General features: G+C 65.3%; 22 protein-coding genes. 12 read left to right on the top strand and 10 right to left on the bottom strand.

Going from position 1 to position 24,859, the window contains the following annotated elements:
* Positions 1–28 precede the first annotated feature (28 nt).
* From RIB52_RS13550 to RIB52_RS13535, 4 genes are all read left to right on the top strand, one after another.
* On the top strand, positions 29–1,051 hold the full coding sequence (locus RIB52_RS13550; RefSeq protein WP_350176413.1) for a GNAT family N-acetyltransferase: 1,023 nt from the start codon (positions 29–31) through the stop codon (positions 1,049–1,051).
* Positions 1,052–1,122: 71 nt separating this feature from the next.
* Entirely contained in the window at positions 1,123–1,452 is a 330-nt protein-coding gene (locus RIB52_RS13545; protein WP_502879548.1) for an acyl carrier protein, read from the top strand.
* A gap of 35 nt (positions 1,453–1,487) precedes the next feature.
* The gene (locus RIB52_RS13540) at positions 1,488–2,189 is read left to right on the top strand and encodes an alpha/beta hydrolase family protein (RefSeq protein WP_350176411.1); all 702 of its coding nucleotides are present in this window, start codon (positions 1,488–1,490) and stop codon (positions 2,187–2,189) included.
* Complete coding sequence (locus tag RIB52_RS13535; RefSeq protein WP_350176410.1) at positions 2,186–2,968, top strand: hydrolase 1, exosortase A system-associated; 783 nt, start codon at positions 2,186–2,188, stop codon at positions 2,966–2,968. The genes RIB52_RS13540 and RIB52_RS13535 overlap by 4 nt, the downstream gene beginning before the upstream one ends.
* A 3-nt stretch (positions 2,969–2,971) precedes the next feature.
* Here RIB52_RS13535 and RIB52_RS13530 read toward each other — a convergent pair whose 3' ends face one another.
* The 7 genes from RIB52_RS13530 to RIB52_RS13500 form a co-directional block, all read right to left on the bottom strand.
* On the bottom strand, positions 2,972–4,183 hold the full coding sequence (locus RIB52_RS13530) for a class I SAM-dependent RNA methyltransferase (protein ID WP_350176408.1): 1,212 nt from the start codon (positions 4,181–4,183) through the stop codon (positions 2,972–2,974).
* Positions 4,180–5,583, bottom strand: coding sequence for an NAD(P)H-hydrate dehydratase (locus RIB52_RS13525; protein WP_350176406.1), 1,404 nt, complete (start codon positions 5,581–5,583; stop codon positions 4,180–4,182). The genes RIB52_RS13530 and RIB52_RS13525 overlap by 4 nt, the downstream gene beginning before the upstream one ends.
* On the bottom strand, positions 5,580–5,873 hold the full coding sequence (locus RIB52_RS13520; protein WP_350176404.1) for a hypothetical protein: 294 nt from the start codon (positions 5,871–5,873) through the stop codon (positions 5,580–5,582). The genes RIB52_RS13525 and RIB52_RS13520 overlap by 4 nt, the downstream gene beginning before the upstream one ends.
* 34 nt (positions 5,874–5,907) lie before the next feature.
* Entirely contained in the window at positions 5,908–7,629 is a 1,722-nt protein-coding gene (gene ilvD, locus RIB52_RS13515; RefSeq protein ID WP_350176575.1) for a dihydroxy-acid dehydratase, read from the bottom strand.
* Positions 7,630–7,672: 43 nt separating this feature from the next.
* Positions 7,673–8,395, bottom strand: coding sequence for an N-formylglutamate amidohydrolase (locus tag RIB52_RS13510; RefSeq protein WP_350176402.1), 723 nt, complete (start codon positions 8,393–8,395; stop codon positions 7,673–7,675).
* Positions 8,392–9,204 carry a 4-(cytidine 5'-diphospho)-2-C-methyl-D-erythritol kinase gene (locus RIB52_RS13505; protein WP_350176400.1) on the bottom strand — a complete coding sequence of 271 codons (813 nt, stop codon included), beginning with the start codon at positions 9,202–9,204 and terminating at the stop codon, positions 8,392–8,394. Before RIB52_RS13505 ends, RIB52_RS13510 begins: the two co-directional genes overlap by 4 nt.
* A gap of 164 nt (positions 9,205–9,368) precedes the next feature.
* Positions 9,369–11,015: an electron transfer flavoprotein-ubiquinone oxidoreductase gene (locus RIB52_RS13500; protein ID WP_350176398.1), complete on the bottom strand. Its 1,647-nt coding sequence runs from the start codon at positions 11,013–11,015 to the stop codon at positions 9,369–9,371.
* Positions 11,016–11,135: 120 nt separating this feature from the next.
* On the opposite strand from RIB52_RS13500, the gene RIB52_RS13495 reads away from it, so the two are divergent.
* The 7 genes from RIB52_RS13495 to RIB52_RS13465 all read left to right on the top strand — a co-directional run bounded on the left by RIB52_RS13495 (position 11,136) and on the right by RIB52_RS13465 (position 17,686).
* Positions 11,136–11,906, top strand: coding sequence for a uracil-DNA glycosylase family protein (locus tag RIB52_RS13495; protein ID WP_350176396.1), 771 nt, complete (start codon positions 11,136–11,138; stop codon positions 11,904–11,906).
* A gap of 62 nt (positions 11,907–11,968) precedes the next feature.
* A complete protein-coding gene (locus tag RIB52_RS13490) occupies positions 11,969–13,705 on the top strand; it encodes a lytic transglycosylase domain-containing protein (RefSeq protein WP_350176394.1) in 1,737 nt (578 codons plus the stop codon).
* A gap of 13 nt (positions 13,706–13,718) precedes the next feature.
* On the top strand, positions 13,719–14,249 hold the full coding sequence (moaB, locus tag RIB52_RS13485; protein ID WP_350176392.1) for a molybdenum cofactor biosynthesis protein B: 531 nt from the start codon (positions 13,719–13,721) through the stop codon (positions 14,247–14,249).
* A gap of 62 nt (positions 14,250–14,311) precedes the next feature.
* Positions 14,312–15,346: a sodium:calcium antiporter gene (locus tag RIB52_RS13480; RefSeq protein WP_350176390.1), complete on the top strand. Its 1,035-nt coding sequence runs from the start codon at positions 14,312–14,314 to the stop codon at positions 15,344–15,346.
* Positions 15,347–15,385: 39 nt separating this feature from the next.
* Positions 15,386–16,486, top strand: a complete 1,101-nt coding sequence (locus RIB52_RS13475) for a PA0069 family radical SAM protein (protein WP_350176388.1) — start codon at positions 15,386–15,388, stop codon at positions 16,484–16,486.
* 114 nt (positions 16,487–16,600) lie between these two features.
* Complete coding sequence (locus RIB52_RS13470; protein WP_350176386.1) at positions 16,601–17,080, top strand: type III secretion system chaperone family protein; 480 nt, start codon at positions 16,601–16,603, stop codon at positions 17,078–17,080.
* A 72-nt stretch (positions 17,081–17,152) separates the two neighbouring features.
* The gene (locus RIB52_RS13465; protein ID WP_350176384.1) at positions 17,153–17,686 is read left to right on the top strand and encodes a YbjN domain-containing protein; all 534 of its coding nucleotides are present in this window, start codon (positions 17,153–17,155) and stop codon (positions 17,684–17,686) included.
* A gap of 30 nt (positions 17,687–17,716) precedes the next feature.
* Here RIB52_RS13465 and RIB52_RS13460 read toward each other — a convergent pair whose 3' ends face one another.
* Entirely contained in the window at positions 17,717–18,154 is a 438-nt protein-coding gene (locus RIB52_RS13460; protein WP_350176382.1) for a DUF1330 domain-containing protein, read from the bottom strand.
* A gap of 6 nt (positions 18,155–18,160) precedes the next feature.
* The gene (locus RIB52_RS13455) at positions 18,161–19,765 is read right to left on the bottom strand and encodes a long-chain fatty acid--CoA ligase (protein ID WP_350176380.1); all 1,605 of its coding nucleotides are present in this window, start codon (positions 19,763–19,765) and stop codon (positions 18,161–18,163) included.
* Between the two features lie 215 nt (positions 19,766–19,980).
* Between RIB52_RS13455 and RIB52_RS13450 the strand changes: the two genes are divergently transcribed.
* Positions 19,981–21,117, top strand: a complete 1,137-nt coding sequence (locus RIB52_RS13450; RefSeq protein WP_350176378.1) for an OmpA family protein — start codon at positions 19,981–19,983, stop codon at positions 21,115–21,117.
* Positions 21,118–21,291: 174 nt separating this feature from the next.
* Here RIB52_RS13450 and dnaE read toward each other — a convergent pair whose 3' ends face one another.
* On the bottom strand, positions 21,292–24,849 hold the full coding sequence (gene dnaE, locus RIB52_RS13445; protein WP_350176376.1) for a DNA polymerase III subunit alpha: 3,558 nt from the start codon (positions 24,847–24,849) through the stop codon (positions 21,292–21,294).
* Positions 24,850–24,859 lie beyond the last annotated feature (10 nt).

The following is a 24,859-nucleotide window of genomic DNA, read 5'->3' as shown; positions in this document are numbered from 1 at the left end:
GTTCGGGAGTGTTCGAAAGCGAGGTATAATGATCGTATCGACCTGTCACGATAGCGTTAACGCGCTCAGCGGTCTCGCATGCGGCGATGGCCATGCCGCGCCCGCACCGTTCGATCGCGCCGAATGGTACGCGCTGCTGGCCGAAACGGGCCTCGTCCCGCTTGTCGCGATGGCGCAGGACGGTGACGCGCATGCGGCGCTCGCCCTCACCGAGACCCATGGACGGATCGCCCCCTTGCGCAACTGGTACAGCTTCACTTGGCGCCAGCTCGCCCCTCCCGGCGAACGCGGAGACCGTTTGCTGGCCGAAATCGCCCGCCAGCTCAAGACGAGGGGCCACCGCGTGACGCTCGCCCCCGTTCCCGAGGAGGACGGGTCGGCATCCCGCCTTGCCCGCGCCTTCCGCGCCGCCGGCTGGCGGGTCGAGGTCACGCTCTGCGACATAAATCACGTGTTGCATCTGCGCGGGCGCAGTTTCGCCGAATACTGGGCGGATAGGCCCGGGCGTATGCGCACGACGCTAAAGCGCAAGGCGAAGAAGGTCGAGACCCGCATCCTGGAAAGCTTCGACCCTCAATTGTGGGCCGCATACGAAGACATCTATGCAGAAAGCTGGAAACCCGAAGAGGACTTCCCCGCCATGCTGCGCAGCTTCGCTCAGGCCGAGGGCGCGGCAGGCCGTCTGCGTTTCGGCATGGCCTGGCACCAAGGCGAGCCGGTCGCGGCGCAGTGCTGGACGGTCGAGGGCGGGACCGCCTTCATCCACAAGCTAGCGCATCGAGAAAGCCATCGGCAACTCTCGGCCGGTACGACGCTCACCGCCGCCCTATTCGAACATGTCATCGACCGGGACCGGGTGGGGACAATCGATTTCGGCACGGGCGACCAGCCCTATAAGGCCGACTGGATGGAGGAGATACGCCCGCGCTACCGGATCGACTGTCTCGCCATGGGACGCGCCCGCGCCTGGATCGATCTGGCCCGCCTGGCCGGGCGGCGGCTCAGCGAACCGGACGTGCCGGAACTTGCGCCCGCGCCGCTCGCTGGCTAAGGCCGCGCTCCAAGAACAGGCCGCGCCTTTCGCAACCTTGCGCGCGGGTCCGAACGGGGAATCCGAAAGCCATGAGCACGACTCCGGCCATCAAGACCGCCGCCGAAGGCGGAAACAGCCAGACGGGAACGGGAATGGACCGCGCCGCAATCGACCGTGAATTGAAGTCGATAATCGCCGACGTGCTGGGAATCGACGCGGCGCAGGCAGAGGCGATGGGGCCGGATTCGGGCCTCTTCGGCCATTTGCCAGAACTCGATTCCATGGCGGTGGCGGGCCTTCTCACCGAGATGGAGGACCGGCTTGAAATCGTCATCGAGGATGACGATGTCGATGGCGAGATGCTCGAAACCTATGGCGGGCTTCTCGGCTTCGCCGAAACCAAGCTCGCCGAAAGCTGATTCCCGTTACTGCACAGACGGACGGGAGCCAGCGCTTGATCGGCACCTGGACAGCACCGCTCGAACACGGACAGACAGCCGAGGAATTGCTCGTTTCCTTCGACCGGTCCCGACAATGCCGGGTGCTGGTCCTACCGGCATGGTTCGACGAGGCGAACAAGCTGCGCCGCCTTACCGTGGCGGCCATGCGGCTGCTCGACGAGGCGGGGATCGACTGCTTCCTGCCCGACCTTCCGGGCTGCAATGAAAGCCTCGTTCCACTCGACAAACAGACCTTGACGGCCTGGCGCGCGGCGGCGCGAGCGGCCTGCGAGGCTTTCACCGCGACCCATGTGCTCGCGATCCGTTCGGGCGCGCTCATCGCGCCTGCGGACCTTCCCGGCTGGCGCTACGCCGCGCAGAGTGGGCCGAAACAATTGCGCGGGATGATCCGGGCACGCACCCTCGCCGCGCGCGAGGACGGGCGCGAGGAAAGCCGGGAAGAGCTGATGGACAGGGGGCGGCGCGACGGGCTCGTCCTTGCCGGCTGGCCGCTGGGCGCCACCTTCTTCGCCGAATTCGCCGAGGCCGAGGCCGGGGCCTCGCAGATCCGGCAGGACATCGCCCAGTCCGCGCTCGGCGGGCCCGGCCTGTGGCTGCGCGCAGAGCCCGATCACGATCAGGCGCAGGCCGAGGCACTGGCACGGATCATCGCTGATTCGCTTGGCGAAGGACGATCCACAGAGGGCGAGGCATGACCCGGCTCCCGCTCGATTTCGGGTGCGGCAGCCTCAAACTTGCGGGCACGCTCGACACGGCCCCCGGCACCACCGGGCTTCTGATCGTGAGCGGCGGCAACGAAGTCCGCGCGGGTGCCTTTTCCGGCCAGTCGCTGCTGGCCTCGCGGATCGCGCGGGCGGGCTTTCCGGTGTTTCGCTTCGACCGGCGCGGGATCGGCGACAGCGAGGGCGAGAATCGCGGCTTTCGCCATGCGCGGCGCGACATCGCCGCGGCATTGGAAGCTTTCCGCGCGATTGCCCCGCAGGTCGACCGGGTGGTTGGCTTTGGCAATTGCGACGCGGCCTCGGCGCTGATGCTGACGAAAGGAGCGGGGCTCGACGCTCTGGTCCTTTCCAACCCCTGGACGATCGAGGAGGATGGCGGCGAGAAGGATCCCACGCCGCCGGCTTCCGCCATCCGAGCGCGCTATGCCGAAAAGCTCACCAATCCCCGCGAGGTGGCGCGCCTGCTGCGCGGCGGGGTGGACCTCGGGAAACTGGGCCGGGGCCTTATCAAATCGCTCGCTCCCGCCCCCGCGCCTTCAAGCCTTGCGGAGGAAATGCGCGCAGGCCTGGCAGACTATGATGGCCCGGTGCACATCCTGCTCGCCACTGCGGACCGCACCGCGCAGGTCTTCGAGGAAAGCTGGGGCCCCGACAGCCGGATCGCCCGCTGCGAGGGCGCGGGCCATGCTTATGACCGGGCGGAGCACCGGGAGTGGCTCGACGCGCAAATCCTCGCTGCGCTCAGAGCGTGACCCTCAGGCGCGCTCGAACAGGCTGACCAGTTCGACGTGGGTCGACCAGCGGAACTGGCCCACCGGCCGCAGTTTCGTGCAGCGAAAGCCGTTTTCGACAAGCCGCGCGGCATCGCGCGCCCAGCTTGCCGGATTGCAGCTGACATAGAGGACCCGGGCCAGCTCGCTCGCCGCGATTTCGGCGACCTGCGCCTTCGCTCCGGCTCGCGGAGGGTCGAGCAACACGGCATCGAAGCGCGCAAGTTCGCTCGGCTGAAGCGGCGCGCGGAAAAGATCGCGGTGCAAGGCGAGCGCACGCCCCCCGGTTCGCGCTCCGGCGGCCTTGAAGGCGAGGTGCGCGGCACGGTCGGCTTCGACACCCAGGACTTTTCGCTTCGCCGGTCCGGCCGTGAGCAGACCGAAGGCGAAAGTGCCGAGCCCGGCGAAGAGATCGGCGACGACTGAAGCATCGCCGATCCATGCGATTGCATCCGAAGCCATGCGCTCTTGCGCATCGATGGTCGCCTGCAGGAAAGCGCCGGGCGGCAGGTCCACGGGTATGCCCGACAGGGTCACAGAGACCGGTTCCGGCTCCCACATCGTTTCCGTGCCATAGCCCTGGTCGATCGAAAGCCGCGCAAGGCCGTTCTCTCTTGCGAGATCCAGCGCGGCTTCGGTCGCGGCGAGGCCGTCCAGTGCGACGTTGGTGAGCGCGACATCGGGCCCCTGGTCGGCCAGGGTGAGCCGCGCCTCGATCCCGCCCTTGCCGCCATGCGCAGCGATGAAGGCCCGGAGCGGGCCGGAAAGGGCGAACAGCTGCTCGTGCAGGACCGGGCAGGCCTTCATGTCGACAATCCGGTGCGAGCCGCCCGCGCGAAAGCCGAGGACCGCCCCTTTCGCCGTTCTGAGCCCGTGGAGGCTCGCCCGGCGACGGGTTGCAGGCGGCGAGAGATGGACCGGCAGGATTTCGAGCGTCTCGATGCCTTGCCTCGCGGCGGCGCCCAGCACCCGGTCACGCACGAAATCGGCAAGGACCGTGTCGTCGGCATGCTGGAGCTGGCATCCCCCGCAAGGGCCGAAATGGGGACATGGCGCTGTCACATGATGGGCTCCCTCAAGGACCCCACCGTCCGCTGCGACCCTGTCACCCGGCACCGCGCCCGCGACATGGCGGCCTTCGGCAGTAACGCCGTCTCCCCTCGCCGCGATGCGGACGATTTCCCCGGGACCGCTCACAGGCTCGTGGAGACAAGCGCGGCAGCGAGGCTGCGCGGCACGGCGCGGGCGAGTTCTTGCGCGGTGAAGGCAGGACCGCAAAGCCGCGCCGTCTCCCCGTGCAGCCACACGGCCTCGCACGCGGCCTCGAACGGATCGCTTCCGGTTGAAAGCCTGCTAGCGAGGATGCCGGCCAGCACGTCCCCCGTACCCGCGACCGAGAGCCAGCTCGGCGACGGCGGCGCAAGGGACAGCCTGCCACCGGGCGCCGCAATCACGGTATCGGGGCCCTTGGCGACGACCACCGCCCCGCTCGTGCGCGCGAGCGCCTGCGCCCGGTCTCGGCGGCTCTCCGCGCGAACCGCGAAGCTCTGGCACAGAGTTGCAAGCTCGCCGTCATGCGGGGTCATGACGAGCACTTGTTCCCCCAGCATTGCGGGCCGCAGCAGTACGAGTGCATCGGCGTCGAGCACGGTCGGCAGATCGGAGCCCAGCACCGCCATGAGCCGCCTGCCCGCTACTTCATCGCGCCCCAGGCCGGGGCCGCACAAGAGCGCATCGATCCGCTCATCGGCTAGCGCATCGCCCAGCGTGTCGGTCTCGATCACGAGGTCAGGAGGAGGAGCGGCAGGGACGGTTTCGGCAAATAACTTGACATAGCCCGCGCCCGCACGCTGGGCGGCGAGGGTCGCCAGCAGGCCAGCCCCGGGCATTTCGCCCGCGACCACAGCACAAAGCCCGCGACGATATTTGTGGCTGTCGCGCTCGGGCGGATCAATTCGCGGCCTTGCAAGGAGCCGGGCTGCGCCATCGACGGGCCCTATCCCGATGGGGACAAGCCTGACCCGCCCCATCCTCGCCCTGCCCGGCAGGCTCCAGTGGGCGAATTTCCATGCCCCGAGCGCAAGCGTGATGTCGTAGTCCGGCAGCTTCTCGTTGAGCAGTTCGCCGCTGTCGCTGGCAATGCCGGAAGGCAGGTCGACCGCAACGCGCATCGGGTGTCGCCCGGCGAGGTCGCGCAGGAGCAGCGCCAATTCGCCCGACAGCGGCCGGGCCAGTCCGGTCCCGAACAGGCAATCCACCAGCACCTCTGCCCGGACATCGCGGCCCGAGGAATGGACCGGCCCCTCGAAACGCTTGCGCGCGGCCAGTGCCGCGTCGGTCTTGGGCTCGATCGGGGCGACGATCTCGACTTGGTTGCCCGCCTCGACGAGCCGCCGCGCGATAACATAGCCGTCGCCGCCATTATTGCCGGGGCCGCACAGGACCGTGACCGAACGCCCGGCGGCGACGCGGCGGACCCACTCTGCAGCACCCCCGGCGGCGATCTCCATCAGCTCCGAAACGCTCGTGCCGCTATCGAAGATCGCCTGCTCGGCAGCCTGCATTTCGCTGGCAGTCAGAATCTGGCTCTCGTTCATTCCGGCTCGCCCGCAGGGGGAAGGCGGTAGCGGTCGCCTGCGACGGTGAACTCGATGCCGCTCGCGGCGTCGAGTGCGACCATGACTAGCGGCTCGGCCCCGTCGAGCGGGAGCAGGGTGGAGCGCTCCATCACGAAGCGCCGGAAGCCGCCGCCCGGATGGTGGATAACGAGCATTTCGCGCCCCTCCTCCAACGCCCGCCTTTCGAGCACGCATTCGTCCGCGAATTCTGCCCCCGGCCCGATCGCGCAGGCGATGGTCTTGCCTTGCGGAGCGCCCGCCTCGGGCACGCAGGCTGCGAGCCCCAAAGCGAGGAGAGCCGCGCTAGATATCCGCAAAGCAGTGTTTCTCCGCCTTCGCCCCCGGATGGGTGAGCGCGCCGTAACGCGCCGGTCCGACGGTTTGCGAATAGCGCCAGAGCGTGCCCGACTGGTAATCATGTTCGCGCGGTTGCCACGCCTTGCGCCGTTCTTCCAGCACCGTTTCCTCGACTTCGAGCTCGATCGTGCCGGCGACCGCGTCGATGGAGATGATGTCCCCGTCCTCGACCAGCGAGATGGGGCCGCATTCCGCCGCCTCCGGCCCGACATGGCCGATGCAGAAGCCGCGCGTCGCACCCGAGAAGCGCCCGTCGGTGATGAGCGCGACCTTCTCGCCCATCCCCTGCCCGTAGAGCGCAGCGGTGGTGGAAAGCATCTCGCGCATTCCGGGGCCGCCCTTGGGCCCTTCGTAGCGGATCACGATCACGCTGCCTTCCGCGATGTCGCGTGCCTCCACGGCCGCGAAAGCATCCTCCTCGCGGTCGAACACCCGCGCGGGGCCGGAGAACTGAAGCCGCGCCATGCCGGCGACCTTGACGATCGCCCCGTCGGGCGCGAGCGAGCCTTTGAGCCCGACGACGCCGCCGGTGGGCGTGATCGGGTTGGAGACTTCGTAGAACACCTTCTGATCGGGGTTCCAGGTGATCTCCTCGATGTTCTCACCCAGGGTCTTGCCGGTGACGGTGATCGGTTCGGGATCGATGAAGCCGCCGTCGAGCAGTGTCTTCAAGGCCATGTAGACCCCGCCCGCCTCATGCATATCCTTGGCGACATACTTACCACCCGGCTTCAAGTCCGCGATGTAAGGTATTGTTTTGAATACTTCCGCGACATCGAACAGGTCGAAATCGATCCCCGCTTCATTGGCCATGGCGGGCAGGTGGAGCGCGGCGTTGGTCGAACCGCCCGTGGCAGCAACGACCCGCGCCGCATTCATGAAGGCTGCGCGCGTGCAGATATCGCGCGGGCGCAGATTCGTTTCGACCAGATACATCACCTGTTTGCCGGCGGCGCGTGCGATTTCCTCACGCGATCTGTACGGAGCGGGCGCCATGTTGCTGTTCGGCAATGACAATCCGATCGCCTCACCGACGCAGGCCATGGTGTTGGCAGTGAACTGGCCCCCGCAGGCACCGTGTCCGGGACAGGCGACCTTCTCGAGGGCGATCAGTTCCTGCAGGGGGCAGTTTCCGGCGGCGTGCTGGCCGACCGCCTCGAACACGTCGACAACGGTTACGTCCTTGCCATGATGAGTGCCTGGAAGGATCGAGCCGCCATAGACGAAGATCGCGGGCACGTTGAGCCGCAGCATCGCCATCATCATGCCCGGCAGGCTCTTGTCGCAACCTGCAAAGCCTACAACCGCATCATAGCAATGGCCGCGCACCGAAACTTCGACTGAATCCGCGATCACCTCGCGGCTGACCAGCGAGCTTTTCATCCCCTGGTGGCCCATCGCGATTCCGTCGGTCACGGTGATGGTGTTGAACCGGCGCGGCGTCCCTCCCCCGGCGATCACCCCCTCGCGCGCGATGTCGGCCTGCGCGTTCAGGGTCGTGTTGCAGGGCGCGCTGTCATTGCCTGCGCTCACCACGCCGACGAAGGGTTGGTTGATCTCCTCCTCGGTCATGCCCATCGCGTAGTAATAGGAGCGGTGCGGCGCGCGTTCGGGGCCGACCGAAACGTGGCGGCTGGGCAATTTCGACTTGTCGAAGCGTTCGGACATATTCTTTCCCGTCACTGGCTTGCTTGCGCAACAGCCCCTGCCTTCAGGAAAGCGCCAGCGCAACCCTTCCGACCACATCGGCGAGCATGTCGGCCCAGCGCGATTGCTGGGCGCGGGTCGTGATGTGGTCCTGGCGGATCTCGAAGAAGCAATAGGGGCGCCCATGCGCCTCGGCATGGCGGTTCATGCTGGCGTTCAGTTCAGCGCCCGAATAGGGCTGGTTCTTTCCGACATGCAGGCCCTCGTCCGCGAGAAAGCGGATCGCATGGCGCGCGGCCCGGTCATCGGTGTTCCACAGCAGGGAGATGTCCCACGGGCGCTCCTCGTCGGTGGACGCCATCTTCGGCGTAAAGGAATGCAGCGATACGATCAGGCCAGGCTGGGCGGCTTCCAGCCACCCTTGGAGTGCGGCGTGATAGGGGCGGTGAAAGCGGCTTAGCCGCCTTTCGATGTCGGCCCCGATATTGCCGGGAATCACGTATCCGTCGCTCGCCTCGGGGACGACGTTCGGATGGTCCTCCTCGCGGTGAAGGTCGCAGACGAGGCGGCTGACCGTGGCGAGGTGTGCGGCGATACCGTGCTGGTTCGCCATCCGGGTCGCAACGCCCGCCACACCGATGTCGATGGCGACGTGTTCTTTGAGAAGTTCGGGCGCGATGCCGAGGGGGATGTCCTCGGGCACGAAATTGGAGGCGTGGTCGGCGACGCAGACGATCCCGCCCGGGCTAGGCGCTCCAATATGGCGGAAGGGCTGGCCGTCAATCATCTCAGCTTCCCCCTGAGTTGCCACCAGCCGGGGTGGTCCGCCGCGACGCGCTCGGCGGCCGCATCGCGCTCGGCCTCGCTGTCGTAAAGCGCGAAACAGGTCGCGCCCGAGCCGGACATGCGGGCGAGCCACGGGTCGGTTCCGCGGAGCGCATCCAGCACCTCTCGGATGACCGCGCAAAGCGAAATCGCAGGTGCTTCGAGGTCATTGCGCCCCTCGAAGGCGATGTGCCGCGCGGGGCCTTCGGGCAGCGCGCCCCGGCCTGATCCGTCCCACGCCTTGAACACCGGCCCGGTCGACAGCGGCACACGCGGATTGACGAGGAGGACGGGGGTTCCGGCGAGGTCGTCCTCCACCTTCGCCTGCTCGGTCCCGGTCCCGCGCCCGATATGCGTGCGGCTTAGGACGCAGGCAGGCACGTCGGCGCCGAGCTTCGCCGCGCGTTCCCGCCAGTCGTCGGGCAGGCCGTGGAGCGACTCGACGATGCGGAACACCGCCCCCGCATCAGCCGACCCGCCGCCGAGGCCAGCCGCGACGGGGAGGTTCTTTTCAAGCGTGATCGCGAGGCCCCGCGAGCGTGGCAGGACGGCGAGCGCCTTGGCGACGAGATTGTCGAAAGGGTCCTCGATCCCGCGTGCGAATTCACCGAGGGTCGTGACGCTGTCCTGCTGCGCCGGTGAGGCGCTCAGCACATCACCCGTATCGACGAAGGCGAACAGGGTCTCGAGCTCGTGATACCCGTCCTCCCGCCGCCGACGGACATGCAGCGCGAGGTTGATCTTGGCATAGGCGGTTTCGGTGAGGGTCACTTCGTCGAGCGGTTCGCTTTAGCCTCGCGTTTGAGGCGACGCTTCTCCATCAATTCGTCCGAACCCTCATCGCCTTCAGCAAACATCGAATCGATCTCCCGCTTCGACTTACCTGCGAAGACGCTTCGGTGGGTCTCGTGTTTGCTACGGCTCGAGACACCCTCTCACATATTCGGATAATTCGGCCCGCCGCCGCCTTCGGGCGTCACCCAGTTGATGTTCTGGTTGGGGTCCTTGATGTCGCAGGTCTTGCAGTGGACGCAGTTCTGCGCGTTGATCACGAATTGCGGCTCCTTGCCCTCTTCCTCGACCCATTCGTAGACGCCCGCCGGGCAATAGCGAGCCGAGGGGCCGCCATAGACTTCCAGCTCGCTTTTCTTCTGCAGCTCGCGGTCCTTGAGCTGGAGGTGACAGGGCTGGTCCTCGGCGTGGTTGGTGTAGCTGAAGGCGACGTTGGTGAGCCGGTCGAAGGTGATCTCGCCGTCGGGCTTGGGATAGTCGATCTTCGGATAGAGGTCCGCGCGGCCTGTCATCTCGTGGTCGCGGTGGTGCTTCATCGAGATCGGCAGGCCGATCTTGAGCGTGCGCATCCACATGTCGATACCCGCAAGCGCGGTGCCGATGTCGCCGCCGTACTTGGCGACGGCTGGCTGCGCATTCTGGACTTTCTTCAGCTCGTCCGCGATCCAGCTTTCCCGCAGGGTGCTGTCATAATCCGAAAGCTCGGTCTTCTCGTGGCCCGCCGCGATCGCCGCGGCGATGCTGTCGGCGGCGAGCATCCCGCTCTTCATCGCGGTGTGGCTGCCCTTGATCCGGGGAACGTTCACAAAGCCCGCCGCACACCCGATCAGCGCACCGCCGGGAAAAGCGAGCTTGGGCACGGACTGCCATCCGCCCTCGTTGATCGCGCGCGCGCCATAGGCCACGCGCTTGCCACCTTCGAGATATTCGCGGATCGCGGGGTGCTGCTTCCAGCGCTGGAACTCCTGGTAGGGCGAAACCCACGGGTTCTTGTAATCGAGCGCGGTCACGAAGCCGATCGCGACCTGACCGTTCGCCTGGTGGTAAAGGAAGCCCCCGCCCCAGGTGTCGCTTTCGGACAGCGGCCAGCCCTGGGTGTGAATGACACGGCCCGGCACATGCTTGGCCGGGTCGATGTCCCACAATTCCTTGCATCCGAGGCCATAGACCTGCGGCTGGCAATTCGCCTCGAGATCGTATTTCGCCTTCATTCGCTTCGTCAGCGAACCGCGCGCGCCCTCCGCGAAAAGCGTGTATTTGGCATGGATTTCCATGCCGGGCTCGTATTCCTGCTTCTTCTCGCCGTTCGCATCTACGCCCATGTCCTGCGTAATGACGCCCGCGACCGCGCCGTCATCGTCGAACAGCACATCGGCCGCCGGGAAGCCGGGAAAGACCATCACGCCCAGTTCCTCGGCCTGTTCGCCTAGCCAGCGGGTCATATTGCCGAGCGAGCCGGTATAGCAGCCGTGATTACCCATCAGCGGAGGCATCAGGGCGTGCGGCAGGGAAGTCTTTCCGCCTTTCGAAAGCATCCAGTGCCAGTTATCGGTCACGGGCGTTTCGGCCATCGGGCAGCCCTGATCGCGCCAATCCGGCAGCAGTTCGTCGAGCGCCTTTGGATCGACCACCGCGCCGGAAAGGATATGCGCCCCGATCTCGGAGCCCTTTTCGAGCACGACGACTTCGAGTTCCTCGTTGATCTGCTTGAGGCGGATCGCCGCAGAAAGGCCGGCCGGCCCGCCTCCCACGATGACCACATCGCAGGGCATTGATTCACGTTCGCTCATGCGCTTCTCTTGTAACCCTTCGTTTCCGGCAAAACGCCCATCGGCGTTTAGAGAGCCCCCTCTCTGGCCTATTGCACTTGCTAACTGCCCCCCGGACAGTCAAGACCCGCTTTGGATAGCATGACCGCCCCCGACCCCGACCTTGCCCGCGAACTCGCCGCCCATCGCGAATGGTGGCGGCTTGCGGGCGTCGACCTCGATTTCGCCGATGACGCTACGGCATGGCTGGCCCGGCCGGCACCGGTCGAGCCCGTTGCCGAACCTGCTGCGAACGTCGCGGTAAGAGGCGATGCGCCGGCCGAGACGAAGCTTGCGAAAAAAGCGCCGGCGATCGGTCTGTTCGGGGATTCGCCGCCTGAGACGCTTGAGGCGTTTCGCGATTGGTGGCTCACGGCTCCCGGGCTCGACATGGTCGGCCCGCGCGGCCGGGTCCCGCCGCGCGGGACCGCCGGAGCGGCTCTTATGGTCCTGGTGGTGCATCCCGAGGAAACCGACCGCGAGCACCTCCTTTCCGGATCGCAAGGTCGGCTTATCGAGGCGATTCTTGCGGCGATGGGGCTTTCAGGTGAAGAAACCTATGTCGCCTCCGCCCTTCCCCGCTTCACGCCGATGGCCGATTGCGCCGCCGAAGCGCAGCGAGGAATGGCCGATGTGCTCTCGCGCCATATCGAGATCGTCGCGCCCCGGCGGATCGTCGCATTTGGTGCAGGGCTTGCCGCGCTTCTCGCACCGGACGCGAAAAAGGATTATGGGAATTTACCTATCCTAAACCACAAAGCCTCCAATAAACCGGTCTTGGTGAGCGAGGATCTCGAGAGCCTAATCGGGATGCCCAGGCTCAAGGCCCGGTTCTGGCGGAGATGGATCGAGTGGTCGAGCGAACAGGTCTGACAGCGAAAGGGGCCGCTGGGCATAGCCCGGTACTAACGTATTTGAGTGGAGCGCTGGCGGCGTTGACCGTCGCGTTCGGCGGCGCGTTCGCCTCGCCTCTGGCAGCCCAGCCCTCGGGCAGCATGGTCGCGCATTACGACCGCGCCGAACGTACCGCCTCCGCACTTCCCGTCGTCCTGTCGGCGCGTCAACGCGACCATTACCGCGCGGTCTTCGCCGCGATCGACCGCGAGGACTGGGGAGCTGTCGACCGCCTACTGGCCGACGAAGACGGCGTGCTGCGCGCCGTTGCACTGGCCGAATACTACACCCATGCGAACAGTCCCAAGGTCAGCGCCGAACAGGTGGCGGCTTGGTTTGCGGCAGGTCTCGAACTGCCGCAGGCGGCACAACTGGCGCGCCTCGGGGAGAAGCGTGGGCTGGAGAATGCGCCCGAATTGCCCGCCGTCCAGGCGTTGAGCCGCCGCCCCGCCGCGACCAAGCGGATCCGCCCACGCACGGTCGAAGACGCGAACATGCCGCAATCAGTCCGCGCCGCGATCCTAGATGCGATCCGCAGCGACGATCCGGCCTCGGCACGACGTTATCTCGAAGAGGTCGATGCGAGGCTCGGTCCCGAAGCCCGGGCCGAATGGCGCCAGCGGGTCGCCTGGAGCTTCTACATCGAGAACGACGATCGCTCCGCCCTCGCCATGGCCGAGACGGTGGCGGAGGGAAGCGGGCCGTGGGTCGCGGAAGGCGAATGGGTCGCCGGTCTTGCCGCATGGCGGCTGGGCCATTGCGCGCTTGCGGCGGAAAGCTTCGCCGAGGCGGCGAAAGCCTCGACCAATGACGAGCTCACCACCGCAGCGCATTACTGGGCCCATCGCGCGCTCGTGCGCTGCCGCGAACCGGGCGAAGCGCAGCAGCACCTTGTCGCAGCGGCTCGCTATCACGAAACGCTCTACGGAATGCTCGCGGCCGACCAACTCGGTATCGACCTGCCGGCCGAAGCCGCACCGGAAGCCTTCGGCAAAGACGACTGGCGCGTGCTCGAGCGGCGCGACAATGTCCGCGTTGCAACGGCGCTGGTCGAGATCGGGCGCTATGCGCTTGCCGATGAAGTGTTGCGCCACGAGGCTCGGATCGGCCCCCCAGGTGCTTACCCGGCCCTCGCACGCCTCGCGCGCGAACTGGGCCTGCCGGGCGCACAGCTGTTCATGGCCCATCACGCGCCCCGCGGGATGCACAGCAATGCTGCGCTGCGCTTTCCGGTCGCGCGCTGGCAGCCGCGCACAGGATGGCGGGTCGACCCTGCACTCGCCTTCGCCCATGCGCTTCAGGAATCGAATTTCCGCACCGGCGCAGTGAGCCCCGCCAATGCGCGCGGGCTCATGCAGATCATGCCGACCACGGCGCGGGATCATAACCGCCGCCTCGAACTGGGTGCAAGTTATGCCGATCTCAACGATCCCGAGATCAACCTCGCCTACGGCCAGCAGCACCTTGAGATGCTGCGCGACAGCGGCGCGACCGGCGGGCTGCTGCCCAAGATCATGGCGGCCTACAATGCCGGCCTTACCCCGGTCGCTCGCTGGAACAGCGAAATCAACGACCAGGGCGACCCACTGCTTTGGATGGAATCGATCCCCTACTGGGAGACGCGCGGCTATGTCGCGATCGTGATGCGCAATTACTGGATGTACGAGCGTGCCGCCGGGGTCGCCTCGCCCAGTCGCCGGGCGTTGGCCCAGGGGCGCTGGCCAGTCTTCCCGCGAATGTCTAGGGTCCGCACCGCAAGGGTGGAACTCGAAGACTGAAGGGGCGGCAGGCATGGCCATCGACGAGACACGGCAGTTCGTTCCTATCAATATCGCCGTGCTCACCGTATCCGACACCCGAACCTGCGATAACGACACGTCCGGAGACATCCTCGCCGAGCGGATCGAGAGTGCCGGGCACGCACTGGCCGCGCGTGCTATCGAACGCGACGATGCCGCCACGCTGGTCGCACGGCTCGAAGGGTGGGTCGATGATCCAGCTATCGACGCGGTGGTCTCCACCGGGGGGACGGGGCTTACCGGGCGCGATGTCACGCCCGAGGCACTGGCGATGATCGAGGGCGCACGCGAGATCCCCGGTTTCGGCGAAGTGTTCCGCTGGGTAAGCTTCAACACCATCGGAACCAGCACGATCCAGTCGCGCGCCTGCGCAGTGGTGGCGCGTGGCACATACATCTTCGCGCTGCCCGGTTCGAACGGCGCGGTGAAGGACGGCTGGGACAATATCCTCGCCGAGCAGCTCGACGCGCGTAACCGGCCCTGTAATTTCGTCGAGCTGATGCCGCGCCTCACCGAGCGATAGCGGCGGAACAAAGCGTTACGCACCCGGATTGGTCAGGCATCACGCCGCAAAACGGGGCCCCCTTGCTTGATCTCGCCCAATATTCGACCACCACGCTCGCGATCGCTTTCGCCGCGTGCGCGGTCGTGATCGCGGTGTTCGGTTCGAAAATGGCGGGATATGCCGACGTTATCGCCGACCGGACCGGCCTTGGCGAAGCGCTGATCGGTTCGGTCCTGCTGGGCGCGGGGACGAGCATTGCCGGGATCGTGACCTCGACCAGCACCGCGGCCAGCGGGGCGGCCGATCTCAGCGTCTCGAACGCACTTGGCGGGATCGTTGCGCAAACAATGTTCCTCGCCCTTGCCGATGTCTTCTACAAGCGGGTCAATCTCGAGCATGCGGGCGTGAGCGCGGTCAATCTGGGTCAGGCGACCGTGCTCATCGTGCTGGTCGCGTTGCCCGTCATGGCCTGGGCCGCGCCGCCGATCACGCTCCTCGGGGTCAATTTGCTGAGCCCCGTCCTCATCGCGGTCTATCTCATCGGCCTTCACAATGCCCATCGCATCCACCAGGAACCGATGTGGCTGCCCAAGCAGACGAAGGACACGCAGGAAGACGAACCGAACGAAGACGATGAAGGGCGATCACTTGCACGGCTTTTCGCCATGTTCGGCGCGCTCGTCGTGATCGTCGGCTTTGCGGGCTATGTCGTGGGGGAAACCGGCCTCGCCCTGTCCGAAAGGCTGGGCCTTTCGGGCAGTCTGGTCGGATCGCTCGGCACGGCGACCGTCACTTCGCTGCCTGAACTCGTCACCACCATCGCCGCCGTGCGTCGGCGCGCGCCGCAGCTCGCGATTGGCGGGATCGTCGGCGGGAACATGTTCGATTCGCTGTTCATCGCCGCGAGCGACTTCGCCTATCGCGACGGTAGCATCTATCATGCGATATCCGATGCCACGGTGTTCTGGATGGGCCTCGTCATCGTGATGACCGCAGTCCTGCTACTCGGCCTGCTGCGCCGCGAGCGCGAGGGGCCGGGCAAGATCGGCTGGGAATCGGTCGCACTGATCGCGCTATGGGCCGTCGGGGCGGGGCTGCAGATCTATCGCGGATAAGGCTCGACAGCCACGTATGTTCCTTCTATGTTCCGACTCATGCCCGATCCGGAACGCACGCCTGCCAAGGGCCGCGGCGCGGCCTCCGCCCGCACCCCTGCCCGCTTCGGGCTCACAGCGCGCGAGGCGTGCGGCGACTGGCGCGACCATCTTGAGGCGCTCGGAGGCGATGATGCCGGCCCGGCGGTAAGGCTCAGGACGACCGTGACGCGCGAGTGCCCGCGCTCCATCCTCAGTTTCAACCGGTCGCCCGACATACCGTTCGACCGTTCGGTCAATTCCTATCGCGGCTGCGAGCATGGCTGCATCTATTGCTATGCCCGCCCAACCCATGCCTATCACGACCTATCGCCGGGCCTCGATTTCGAAACCCGTCTGTTCGCAAAGCCCGATGCCGCGCGATTGCTGCGCGAGACGCTGGCCAACCCGAATTACCGCCCGCGTCCGATCGCGCTGGGCACCAACACCGATTGCTATCAGCCGATAGAGCGCGACTGGCGGATCACGCGGCAGGTGCTCGAAGTGTGCCTGGAGGCGCGCCACCCGGTGACGATCACGACGAAATCGGACCGTGTACTCGACGATCTTGATCTCATCGCCGAAATGGCGCGCGAGAATCTCGTTGCGGTCGCGATCTCGGTGACGAGCCTCGATCCCGGTCTTTCGCGCAAGCTCGAACCGCGCTGCGCGGCCCCGGCCAAACGGCTCGCCGCCCTCGGGAGGCTGGTCGAGGCGGGGGTTCCCACGCATTGTTCGGTCTCACCCGTGATCCCGGCGATCACGGACGAATTCATGGAGGGCATCCTCGCCGAAGCCGGGCGCATCGGTGTTCCGAGCGCGGGCTGGATTCCGCTCCGCCTACCGCATGAGGTCGCGCCACTGTTCCGCGAATGGCTCGACGTCCACTACCCCGAACGCGCGGGGAAAGTGATGGGCATCGTCCGCTCAATCCGAGGTGGGCGCGACAACGATCCGAATTTCGGTACGCGCATGAAACCCGAAGGCGTGTGGGCCGACCTGTTTCGCAGCCGCTTCGCGATCGCCTGCAAGCGTGCAGGTATCGGCAAGCACCGTTTCGAGCTCGACTGCACCCGCTTCGTAAGGCCCTCTCCGCATGGCCAGCTCGACCTCTTTGCATGATGGGCTTTCCCTTGTTTTATCACTGCTTGCGTTTTAGGCATCGCGGGAGGAGAGGGGGCGATGAAAGCGTTTCATGGCGTTATTTCAGGCTTGTCGCGTTTAGCGGCCGTCACTGTGCTCGCTGCCCTTGCCACCGCGACATCGCCCGTCGCCGCGGCTGAGCCCGCACCGCCGCCCGCATTGATCGAGACGATCGACGAGCAGACCCTGCGCGAGGCGCTAATTACGCTCCGGGCCGAGGCAAGACAGCTCGACGAGGAAGCGCGGGTGCTGCGGGTCGCCTTTCCCGGCGGCGGGGTCGCGGTGCTGCGTCGCTCCGCCTGTGAAGAGGGTCCGTGCCGCGGTCTGCTCCTTACCAGCCTGTTTACACCGCCCGAAGGCCGCGATGCCAAAACGGCCGAGCGGATCGCACGGCGCTTTTCGGCGAGCTTCAACCCGGCGAGCGTGATCGTGAACGAGCGCGGAGAACACCTGCTCAAGTCCTACATGATGCTCGACGGCGGGATTACGCGGGAAAATCTCGTCATCGGCATCGGCCTGTTCGCGCTCGGCATCGCCCAGTACAGCGAAGCGCTTTACGGCGAAGGAGAATAACGGCGAGCCGATGTGTGACGGGACATGGCGACACGGGACCTTGGCGGGGCGCTGAAAAAAGAAAGGACAACGATGACCGACACCAGACTCAAGGCAACGCTCTGCGCCCTCCTCGCCAGCATGCTGGCTTTGCCGGTAAACGCGCAGGAAAGTGCGCTGCTCGAGACATTCGATCGTGCCGACCTGATTGCCGCGCTTAAGGCGAACGGCGCGCGTCACGAGGAAATGCCGGACAGCCGCAGCATCAATGTCACCTTCGCCTCGGGTGTTTTCGCCAATGCGCTGCTGCTCGCGTGCAGCGATGAAGAACTCGAGGCCGAATGTCTCGGCACCTCACTCCTTGCCACCTTCAACCCGCAGGGCCGTTCCGAGTCCGAGGTGATTGAGGCGATCAACGCGTACAATTATCGCGAGAATTTCGGGCGCGCTTATGTCGATCCCAAAGGGACGGTTTCGGTCAGGCTCTATATCATCTCGGATGGCGGCATCACCCGCGAGAACTACCGTCGGCAGATCGCCCTGTGGGAAAATTCGCTGAACGATTTCTTCGAGTATCTCTACGGCAAGCGTGAGAGCGAAGGCGCCGGGTCGGCAGGTGACACCTGAAACACCAACGCCGGCTATGGACGGGGCAGTTCAGCCGAAGCCCTCCCCCGCCTCGCCGGGGCTGAAGCGCACCAACCGACTGTCAACCAGTGCGGCGGAGCGATTCACAACCGCTCTCGCATAGTCGGGGTCCTTGATCATTTCGAAGAAGGCGGTCGCGCTCGGATATGACGCGACAAAGCCGTCGTGCCAGGTCTCGAATTCGGGGCCCGTGACCATCGTCTGGAAGCTGCCGCGCCATATGATCGTCCCGCCGACGCGGCGGAATATCGGGCCCGAGGTCTTTCCGTATTCCTCGTAAGCGCGCCGACCCGTCCAGCCCTTGCCCGCGTGCTCGTGACCTTCGGGATATTCGGCCCTTTCGCGATAAAGCAGCAGGTTGAGCATGTGGATCGGTTCGTCGCGCGGGAGATTCTTGAACTGCTCGAAATTCTCGCGCGACGGGTCGATATAGGTTTCGCACTCCATGATCGATCAGGCCTCGAGCTTGTAGTCCGAGAAACGGTCGCGCAGGTCCTTCTTGGAGATCTTGCCGGTCGCGGTGTGCGGTATCTCGTCGATGAATTCGACGGCATCGGGCAGCCACCATTTCGCCACCTGCCCGCGCAGATGCTCGATGATGTCGTCCGTGCTCACTTCAGCATCGGGCTTCTTCACGACGAAAAGGACCGGGCGTTCATCCCATTTGGGATGGGCCATGCCGACACAGGCGGCTTCGGCGACCGCCGGATGGCCGCCGGCGGCGTTTTCAAGTTCGACCGAGCTGATCCATTCACCGCCCGACTTGATCACGTCCTTGGTCCGGTCGGTCAGCTGGAGCGTCCCGTCGGGATGCAGGATGCCGACATCGCCGGTGTCGAACCAGCCGTCATTGCCCACCGCGTCCTTTTCCGCCTTGAAATATCGCTTGATGATCCAGGGACCGCGGATCTGCAGCGCGCCCGAACTTCTCCCGTCGCGCGGCAATTCGGTGACCATGTCGTCGAGATCGACCGTGCGCAGTTCGACACCGAAGATCGGACGACCCTGCATGGTCGTCTTCTGCACCTTCTCCTCGAAGGAAAGCTCCTCCCAGTCCCAGGTGGGCCCGCCGACCGTGCCGATCGGGCTGGTCTCGGTCATGCCCCAGGCGTGCTGGACGCGCGTGCCGTTCTTCATCAGGCGCTCGATCATGAACTTGGGCGCGGCCGAACCGCCGATTGTCGCGGCCTTCAATGGCGGCAGGTCGAGCCCGTTGGCATCGCAGTACTGGAAGTGCGCGAGCCATACTGTCGGAACGCCCGCGCTGTCGGTCACCTTCTCGTCGATCATCAGCTGGTGGAGCACGGCGGGATCATTGACTGCCGAAAAGACAAATTTGATGCCCGCCATCGCGCCCGCATAGGGCAGTCCCCAGCTTGCCGCATGGAACATCGGGACCACCGGCAACATCACCGAAGCTCCGGAAAAGTTGAACGCCGCCGGCTGGAGGCCGGCGACCGCGTGGAGCACGGTCGAGCGGTGTTCGTACTGCACGCCCTTGGGATTTCCGGTCGTGCCGCTGGTATAGCAGATCATGCAAGGATCGCGTTCATCACCCGTGACCCATTCGAAATCGCCATTTTCGGCGCCGATCCAGTCCTCGAAGGCGGGCGCGTTCTCGTCTGAATCGTAGCAGATGTAATGCTCGATCGTGGGCCAGCGATCCTTCATCTTGTCGACGATCGGCTGGAACGCCGCATCGTAGAGCAGGACGCGGTCCTCGGCATGGTTGACGATATATTCGAGCTGGTCTTCGAACAGGCGCGGATTAACGGTGTGCAGCACCCCGCCCATGCCCGCAACGCCGTACCAGCTGACGAGGTGGCGCGAATGGTTCATCGCAAGGCTCGCCACCCTCTCGCCCGGCCTAATCCCGAGTCTTTGCAGGGCCTGCGCCATCTTGAGCGCGTCACGCCTGATCCCCGACCAGTCGGTGCGCGTCATGCTGCCATCGGCCCAGCGCGTCACGATCTCGCGCGTGCCAGCCTCGCGCGCGGCGTGATCGATCACGCTCGTGATGCGCATGGTCCAGTCCTGCATCGCTCCGAGCTTTGCCATTATCGTCTCTCCCCTATTGCTGAAGACTGTTCGGATTACCGGGAATCCCTTGCCCGGTGTGAATGGGCCAACCGGTCGTGTTCATGCCGAGCCGATGCGCGCTTGGCAATCTCCGGATCGGCGCAATTGCGACAGCCTCGCGAATATCTGTCACGGCTTTGCCATGGAGGCTTCCTAAGACCCGGCGCAATGAAGCGATGATCGAAAGGAAGGACATGACCAGAATTGCGATACTTCTTGCGGGCTCCGCCGCAATCGCTGCTGTCCCCGCGCAGGCGCGCGACGGACAGTTCTATGTCGGCGTGGACGGCGGCGTCATGCTGGAGGACCAGGTCGATGTCGATATCGATCTCGCCCGTCCCGACGGGCTGCAGGAAAATGCCGCTTTCGCGGATACCAACACCGGGATCGATGCCGACATCGTGGTCGGCTACGATTTCGGAGCCTTTCGGCTCGAGGCCGAGGGCGGATACAAGCGCGCCGGCTATGACAGCCTGACCGTGGTCAACCCGAACCTCGTGCCCGGCGCCGGGATCGCGCCGGGAACGACGGTCCAGAACGAGGAAGACCTTTCGATCTTCAGCGGCATGGTCAACGGGTTGTTCGAATACGGCAACGATTTCCAGATCTTCGCCGGCGGCGGTGCGGGCTTCGCGAATGTCGACCTGCCCGTTGAAGTTGCCGGGCTCGGCACGGTCGTCGACGATTCGTCGACCGATTTCGCCTGGCAGCTGCTGGGCGGCTTTCGCTTCGCGGTGAGCGACAATCTCGATCTCGGGGTCAAGTATCGCTATTTCGTGATCGACGAATTCGAATTCGAAAGCGCATTCGGCGACCCGCTCGAGGCCGACTTCCAGAGCCACTCGATCCTTGCCAGCCTGCGCTACAATTTCGGCAGCGCGCCCGAACCCGCGATGGCTCCCCCGCCTCCTCCGCCGCCGCCCCCCCCGCCGCCGCCGCCTCCCCCGCCTCCTCCTCCGCCGCCACCCGCGGCGCCGGCGTGCAACACGGGCCCCTACATCGTGTTCTTCGATTTCGACGAATCCGCTATCACCGCGGAAGCGGCGACCATCCTCGATGCGGCGGTGACCGCCTATTCGAATTGCGGCACGGCCAACGTCATGCTCGCCGGGCACACCGACCGGGCAGGCAGCGTCACCTACAACATGGCCCTTGCCGCCCGTCGCAACGCTTCGGTGCGCGATTATCTCGGCGGGCGCGGGATTCCCGAGGCGCGCATCTCGAGCGAGGCCTTCGGCGAATCGCAGCCGCGCGTCCCCACTGCGGACGGTGTTCGCGAGGCCCAGAACCGCCGCGTCGAGATCACCTACGGGCCGAATTCGGGCATGTAAGGCAGCCCTATCGAACCCTCACGCAAAGAGGCCGGAAGAGCGATCTTCCGGCCTCTTTTTTCACGGCATGACGCGCTGGTTTACGGGCGAGCAAAACCATTCAGCGTTTCACCCCGAATTCCGCCCGGTTCGTACAAAGACGTGTTTTTGGCGGGCACGGCGTCCCGGCTCGGCTCAGGCTACCAGCTTGAGCCGAGCCTTGCCGCGCTGGGGTCCGAGTTCGACATTGTCGATCCCGGGGATGGTTGCCAGCCGTTCGGCCAATTCGCCGTCGAGCATGAAGTCACGCCCCAGCCGGACATGGGCGTGGCCGCCCTGCTCGAGCGCGACGCGCACGATCACCTCGCCGCAGCCCGATTGCCATTCGCCCAGCGCGACATCGAGCTCGATCTTGAGTTCGAGCAGGGCGTCCATCGTCATGACATCGGCGGTAAGCCGCATCCGCGTCGACCCGCTCACGCTCGCCAGCGGCCGCGCGCCGCGCACTGTCAGACGTGGCGGTTCCGACGGATCGGGCGTATCGAGCTCGACATTGAGCAGGAGGCATTCGCCGTTCGCTGCCCAGCGTTCGAACTGGGGCACGAGGGTCTCGTCGAAACAGGCTGCGGAAAACTGCCCCGACCGGTCCGAGAAATCGGCCCTCGTGAAATCCTTGCCGCGCTTCGTCCGGGCCTTCACAGCACTCTCGACCATCGCTGCCATGACCGCCATGCCGCCGCCTCCGCCTTCCATCAGGCTCTGATAGGTCCGCGCCCCGTTGGAGAGCGCGATGGCGCGGAATTGCTCGATGGGGTGGCCGGTGAAATAGAAGCCGAAATTCTCGCGCTCCCTTGCCATCCGTTCGGCCCTGCTCCATTCCTCGGTCGGCGCGAGGCGCAGCGTTTCGCCCGGTGTGGTCTCACCTCCGAAAAGTCCGGCCTGCCCGCTCACCCTTTCGCGCATGGCCGCCTCTGCCACTGCGAGCAGGTGCTCGGCATTGGAATGGACGAGAGCCCGGTTCGCCTCGAGCCCGTCGAGCGCCCCGGCACAGGCCAGCGCCTCGAACTGGCGGCGGTTCATCGCGCCATGCGGAATGCGTTCGCAAAAATCCTGCAGGTTCTCGAACCTGCCATTGGCCTCCCGCTCGGCAGCGATCGCTTCCATTGCCTTTTCGCCGACATTGCGGATCCCCGCAAGCGCATAGCGAACCGCATAGCCGCGCTCCGTCTGTTCGACGGTAAAGCGCGCATGAGAGGCGTTGATATCGGGGGGAAGGATCTCGATCGCGCCGTCCGGCCCGACATAACGGCGCGCATCGTCGACGAAGACTGCGAGCTTTTCCGACTGATGCATGTCAAAACACATGGAGGCGGCGTAGAATTCTTCCGGATAATGCGCCTTCAGCCATGCTGTCTGATAGGCGAGCAGGGCATAGGCGGCCGCGTGGCTCTTGTTGAAGCCGTAGCCTGCGAACTTGTTGATCAAGTCGAACAATTCGTTCGCTTTGTCCTCGCCGATACCGGAGACGCGCGCGCAGCCTTCGATGAAGATGGCGCGCTGCTTGTCCATCTCGGCCTGGTTCTTCTTGCCCATTGCGCGGCGCAGCAGGTCCGCATCGCCGAGCGAGTATCCTGCGAGGATCTGTGCGGCCTGCATGACCTGTTCCTGGTAGACGAAAATGCCGTAGGTTTCCGCGAGGATGCCTTCGAGCTTTTCGTGCGGGTATTCGATCGGAACTTCGCCCGCCTTGCGCTTACCGAACAGCGGGATGTTATCCATCGGCCCCGGCCGATAGAGCGAAACCAGTGCGATGATGTCGCCGAAATTGGTCGGCTTCACCGCTTTCAGCGTGCGCCTCATGCCTTCGGATTCGAGCTGGAACACGCCGACCGTGTTACCAGCCTGCATGAGCTCGTAGACTGCCGGATCGTCGAGCGTCAGCGCGCCGAGATCGATTGCGATGCCCCGCTCCGCCAGCAGGTCGACGGCCTTGCGCAGAACGGACAGGGTCTTGAGGCCGAGAAAGTCGAACTTCACGAGACCGGAGCTTTCCACATGCTTCATGTCGTATTGCGTGACCGGCATGTCCGACCGAGGATCGCGGTAAAGCGGGACGAGTTGCGAGAGCGGACGGTCCCCGATCACCACGCCGGCGGCATGGGTCGAGGAATTGCGCGGCATCCCCTCCAATTGCAGAGAAAGGTCTATGAGGCGCTTCACCCCGTTGTCGTTGTCGTATTCGCGGCGGAATTCGGCGACTGGGGGCGCACGGTGGCCGTCCTTGCCCGCTTTTCCGTGCAGCGCCTCGTCAAGCTTCCATGGATCGGTCGGGTGGTTGGGGACCATCTTGCAGAGCCTGTCCACCTGCCCGTAGCTCATCTGAAGGATCCGGCCGCAATCGCGCAGCACGGCGCGGGCCTTCAACTTTCCGAAAGTGATGATCTGGGCGACATGATCGTGCCCGTATTTCTGCTGGACATAGCGGATCACCTCACCCCTTCGCGTTTCGCAGAAATCGATATCGAAGTCGGGCATCGACACGCGCTCTGGGTTGAGGAAGCGCTCGAACAGCAGGCCGAGCCGGATCGGGTCGAGATCGGTGATAGTGAGCGCCCAGGCGACGAGGGAGCCGGCCCCCGAGCCGCGGCCGGGGCCGACGGGGATGCCCTGCTGCTTGGCCCATTTGATGAAATCGGCGACGATCAGGAAATAGCCGGGGAAGCCCATCTTGATGATGATCCCGATCTCGTAATCGAGCCGATCGAAATAGGCCCGGCGTTCTTCCTCGGACAATTCGCCGTAAGGCTCGAGCCGCTTTTCCAACCCGCGGTGCGAATCCTCGACCAGCATTGTCGCCTCGCCTTCCTGATCCCCCGCAAGGCTGGGCAGGATCGGTGCGCGGTCAGGCGGGGCACAGGCGCAGCGCTGCGCTATGACGAGGGTGTTCGCGGTCGCCTCGGGCAGGTCGGCGAAGAGTTCGGCCATCATCCGGTCCGACTTGACGAAAGCCTGCGGGTTGGAGCGCGGGCGGTCCTCGGCCTCGATCTGGCTGGTATTGGCGATGCACAACATGGCATCGTGCGCCTCGTGCATGTGCGGCTCGGCGAAATTCGCCGGGTTGGTCGCGACCAGCGGCAGCTCGCGGGCATAGGCGAGGTCGATCAAGGGCTCTTCGGCTGCCTCGCACACCGGGTCGCCATGGCGCGCTAGTTCGATGTAGAGACGCCCCGGAAACAGCCGGTCGAGCCGGTCGCACAGCGTCCTTGCCGCCTTATCCTGCCCTTCGGCGAGCAGGCGGGCAAGCGCCCCCTCCCCCGCTCCGGTCAGAGCGATGAGCCCGTCGGTGCGCCCTTCGAGATCGTCCAGCGTTACATGGGGATCGAATTCGAGCGGGCGCTCAAGATGGGCCTTGCTGACGAGGTGGCACAGATTGTCATAACCGCGTTCGTCCTGCGCGAAGAGCGGGAGATAGTCGATCGGCAGCTTGCCCGAACCGATTGTCCCCTGCGATGCTGCGCCCGATGGCCCTTCGCGCGCGACGCCTAGCAGCGCGCCGATGATCGGCTGCACGCCCTCGCCTTTGCAGGCCGAAGCGAACATGACCGCGCCGTAAAGCCCGTCGCGGTCGCAGATCGAGATTGCCGGAAAGCCGAGCTGCCTTGCGAGTTTCGCGATGTCCTTGGGGTCGATCGCCCCTTCGAGCATCGAATAGGAAGACATCACGCGCAGGGGAACGAATGGGGCGTAAGGCATGAAGTCAGGA

This window comes from Erythrobacter sp. (assembly GCF_040217515.1).
GTDB lineage: Bacteria > Pseudomonadota > Alphaproteobacteria > Sphingomonadales > Sphingomonadaceae > Erythrobacter.
The sequence above is the reverse complement of the archived record's forward strand: the minus strand, read 5'-3'. Positions and strand labels throughout refer to the sequence as shown.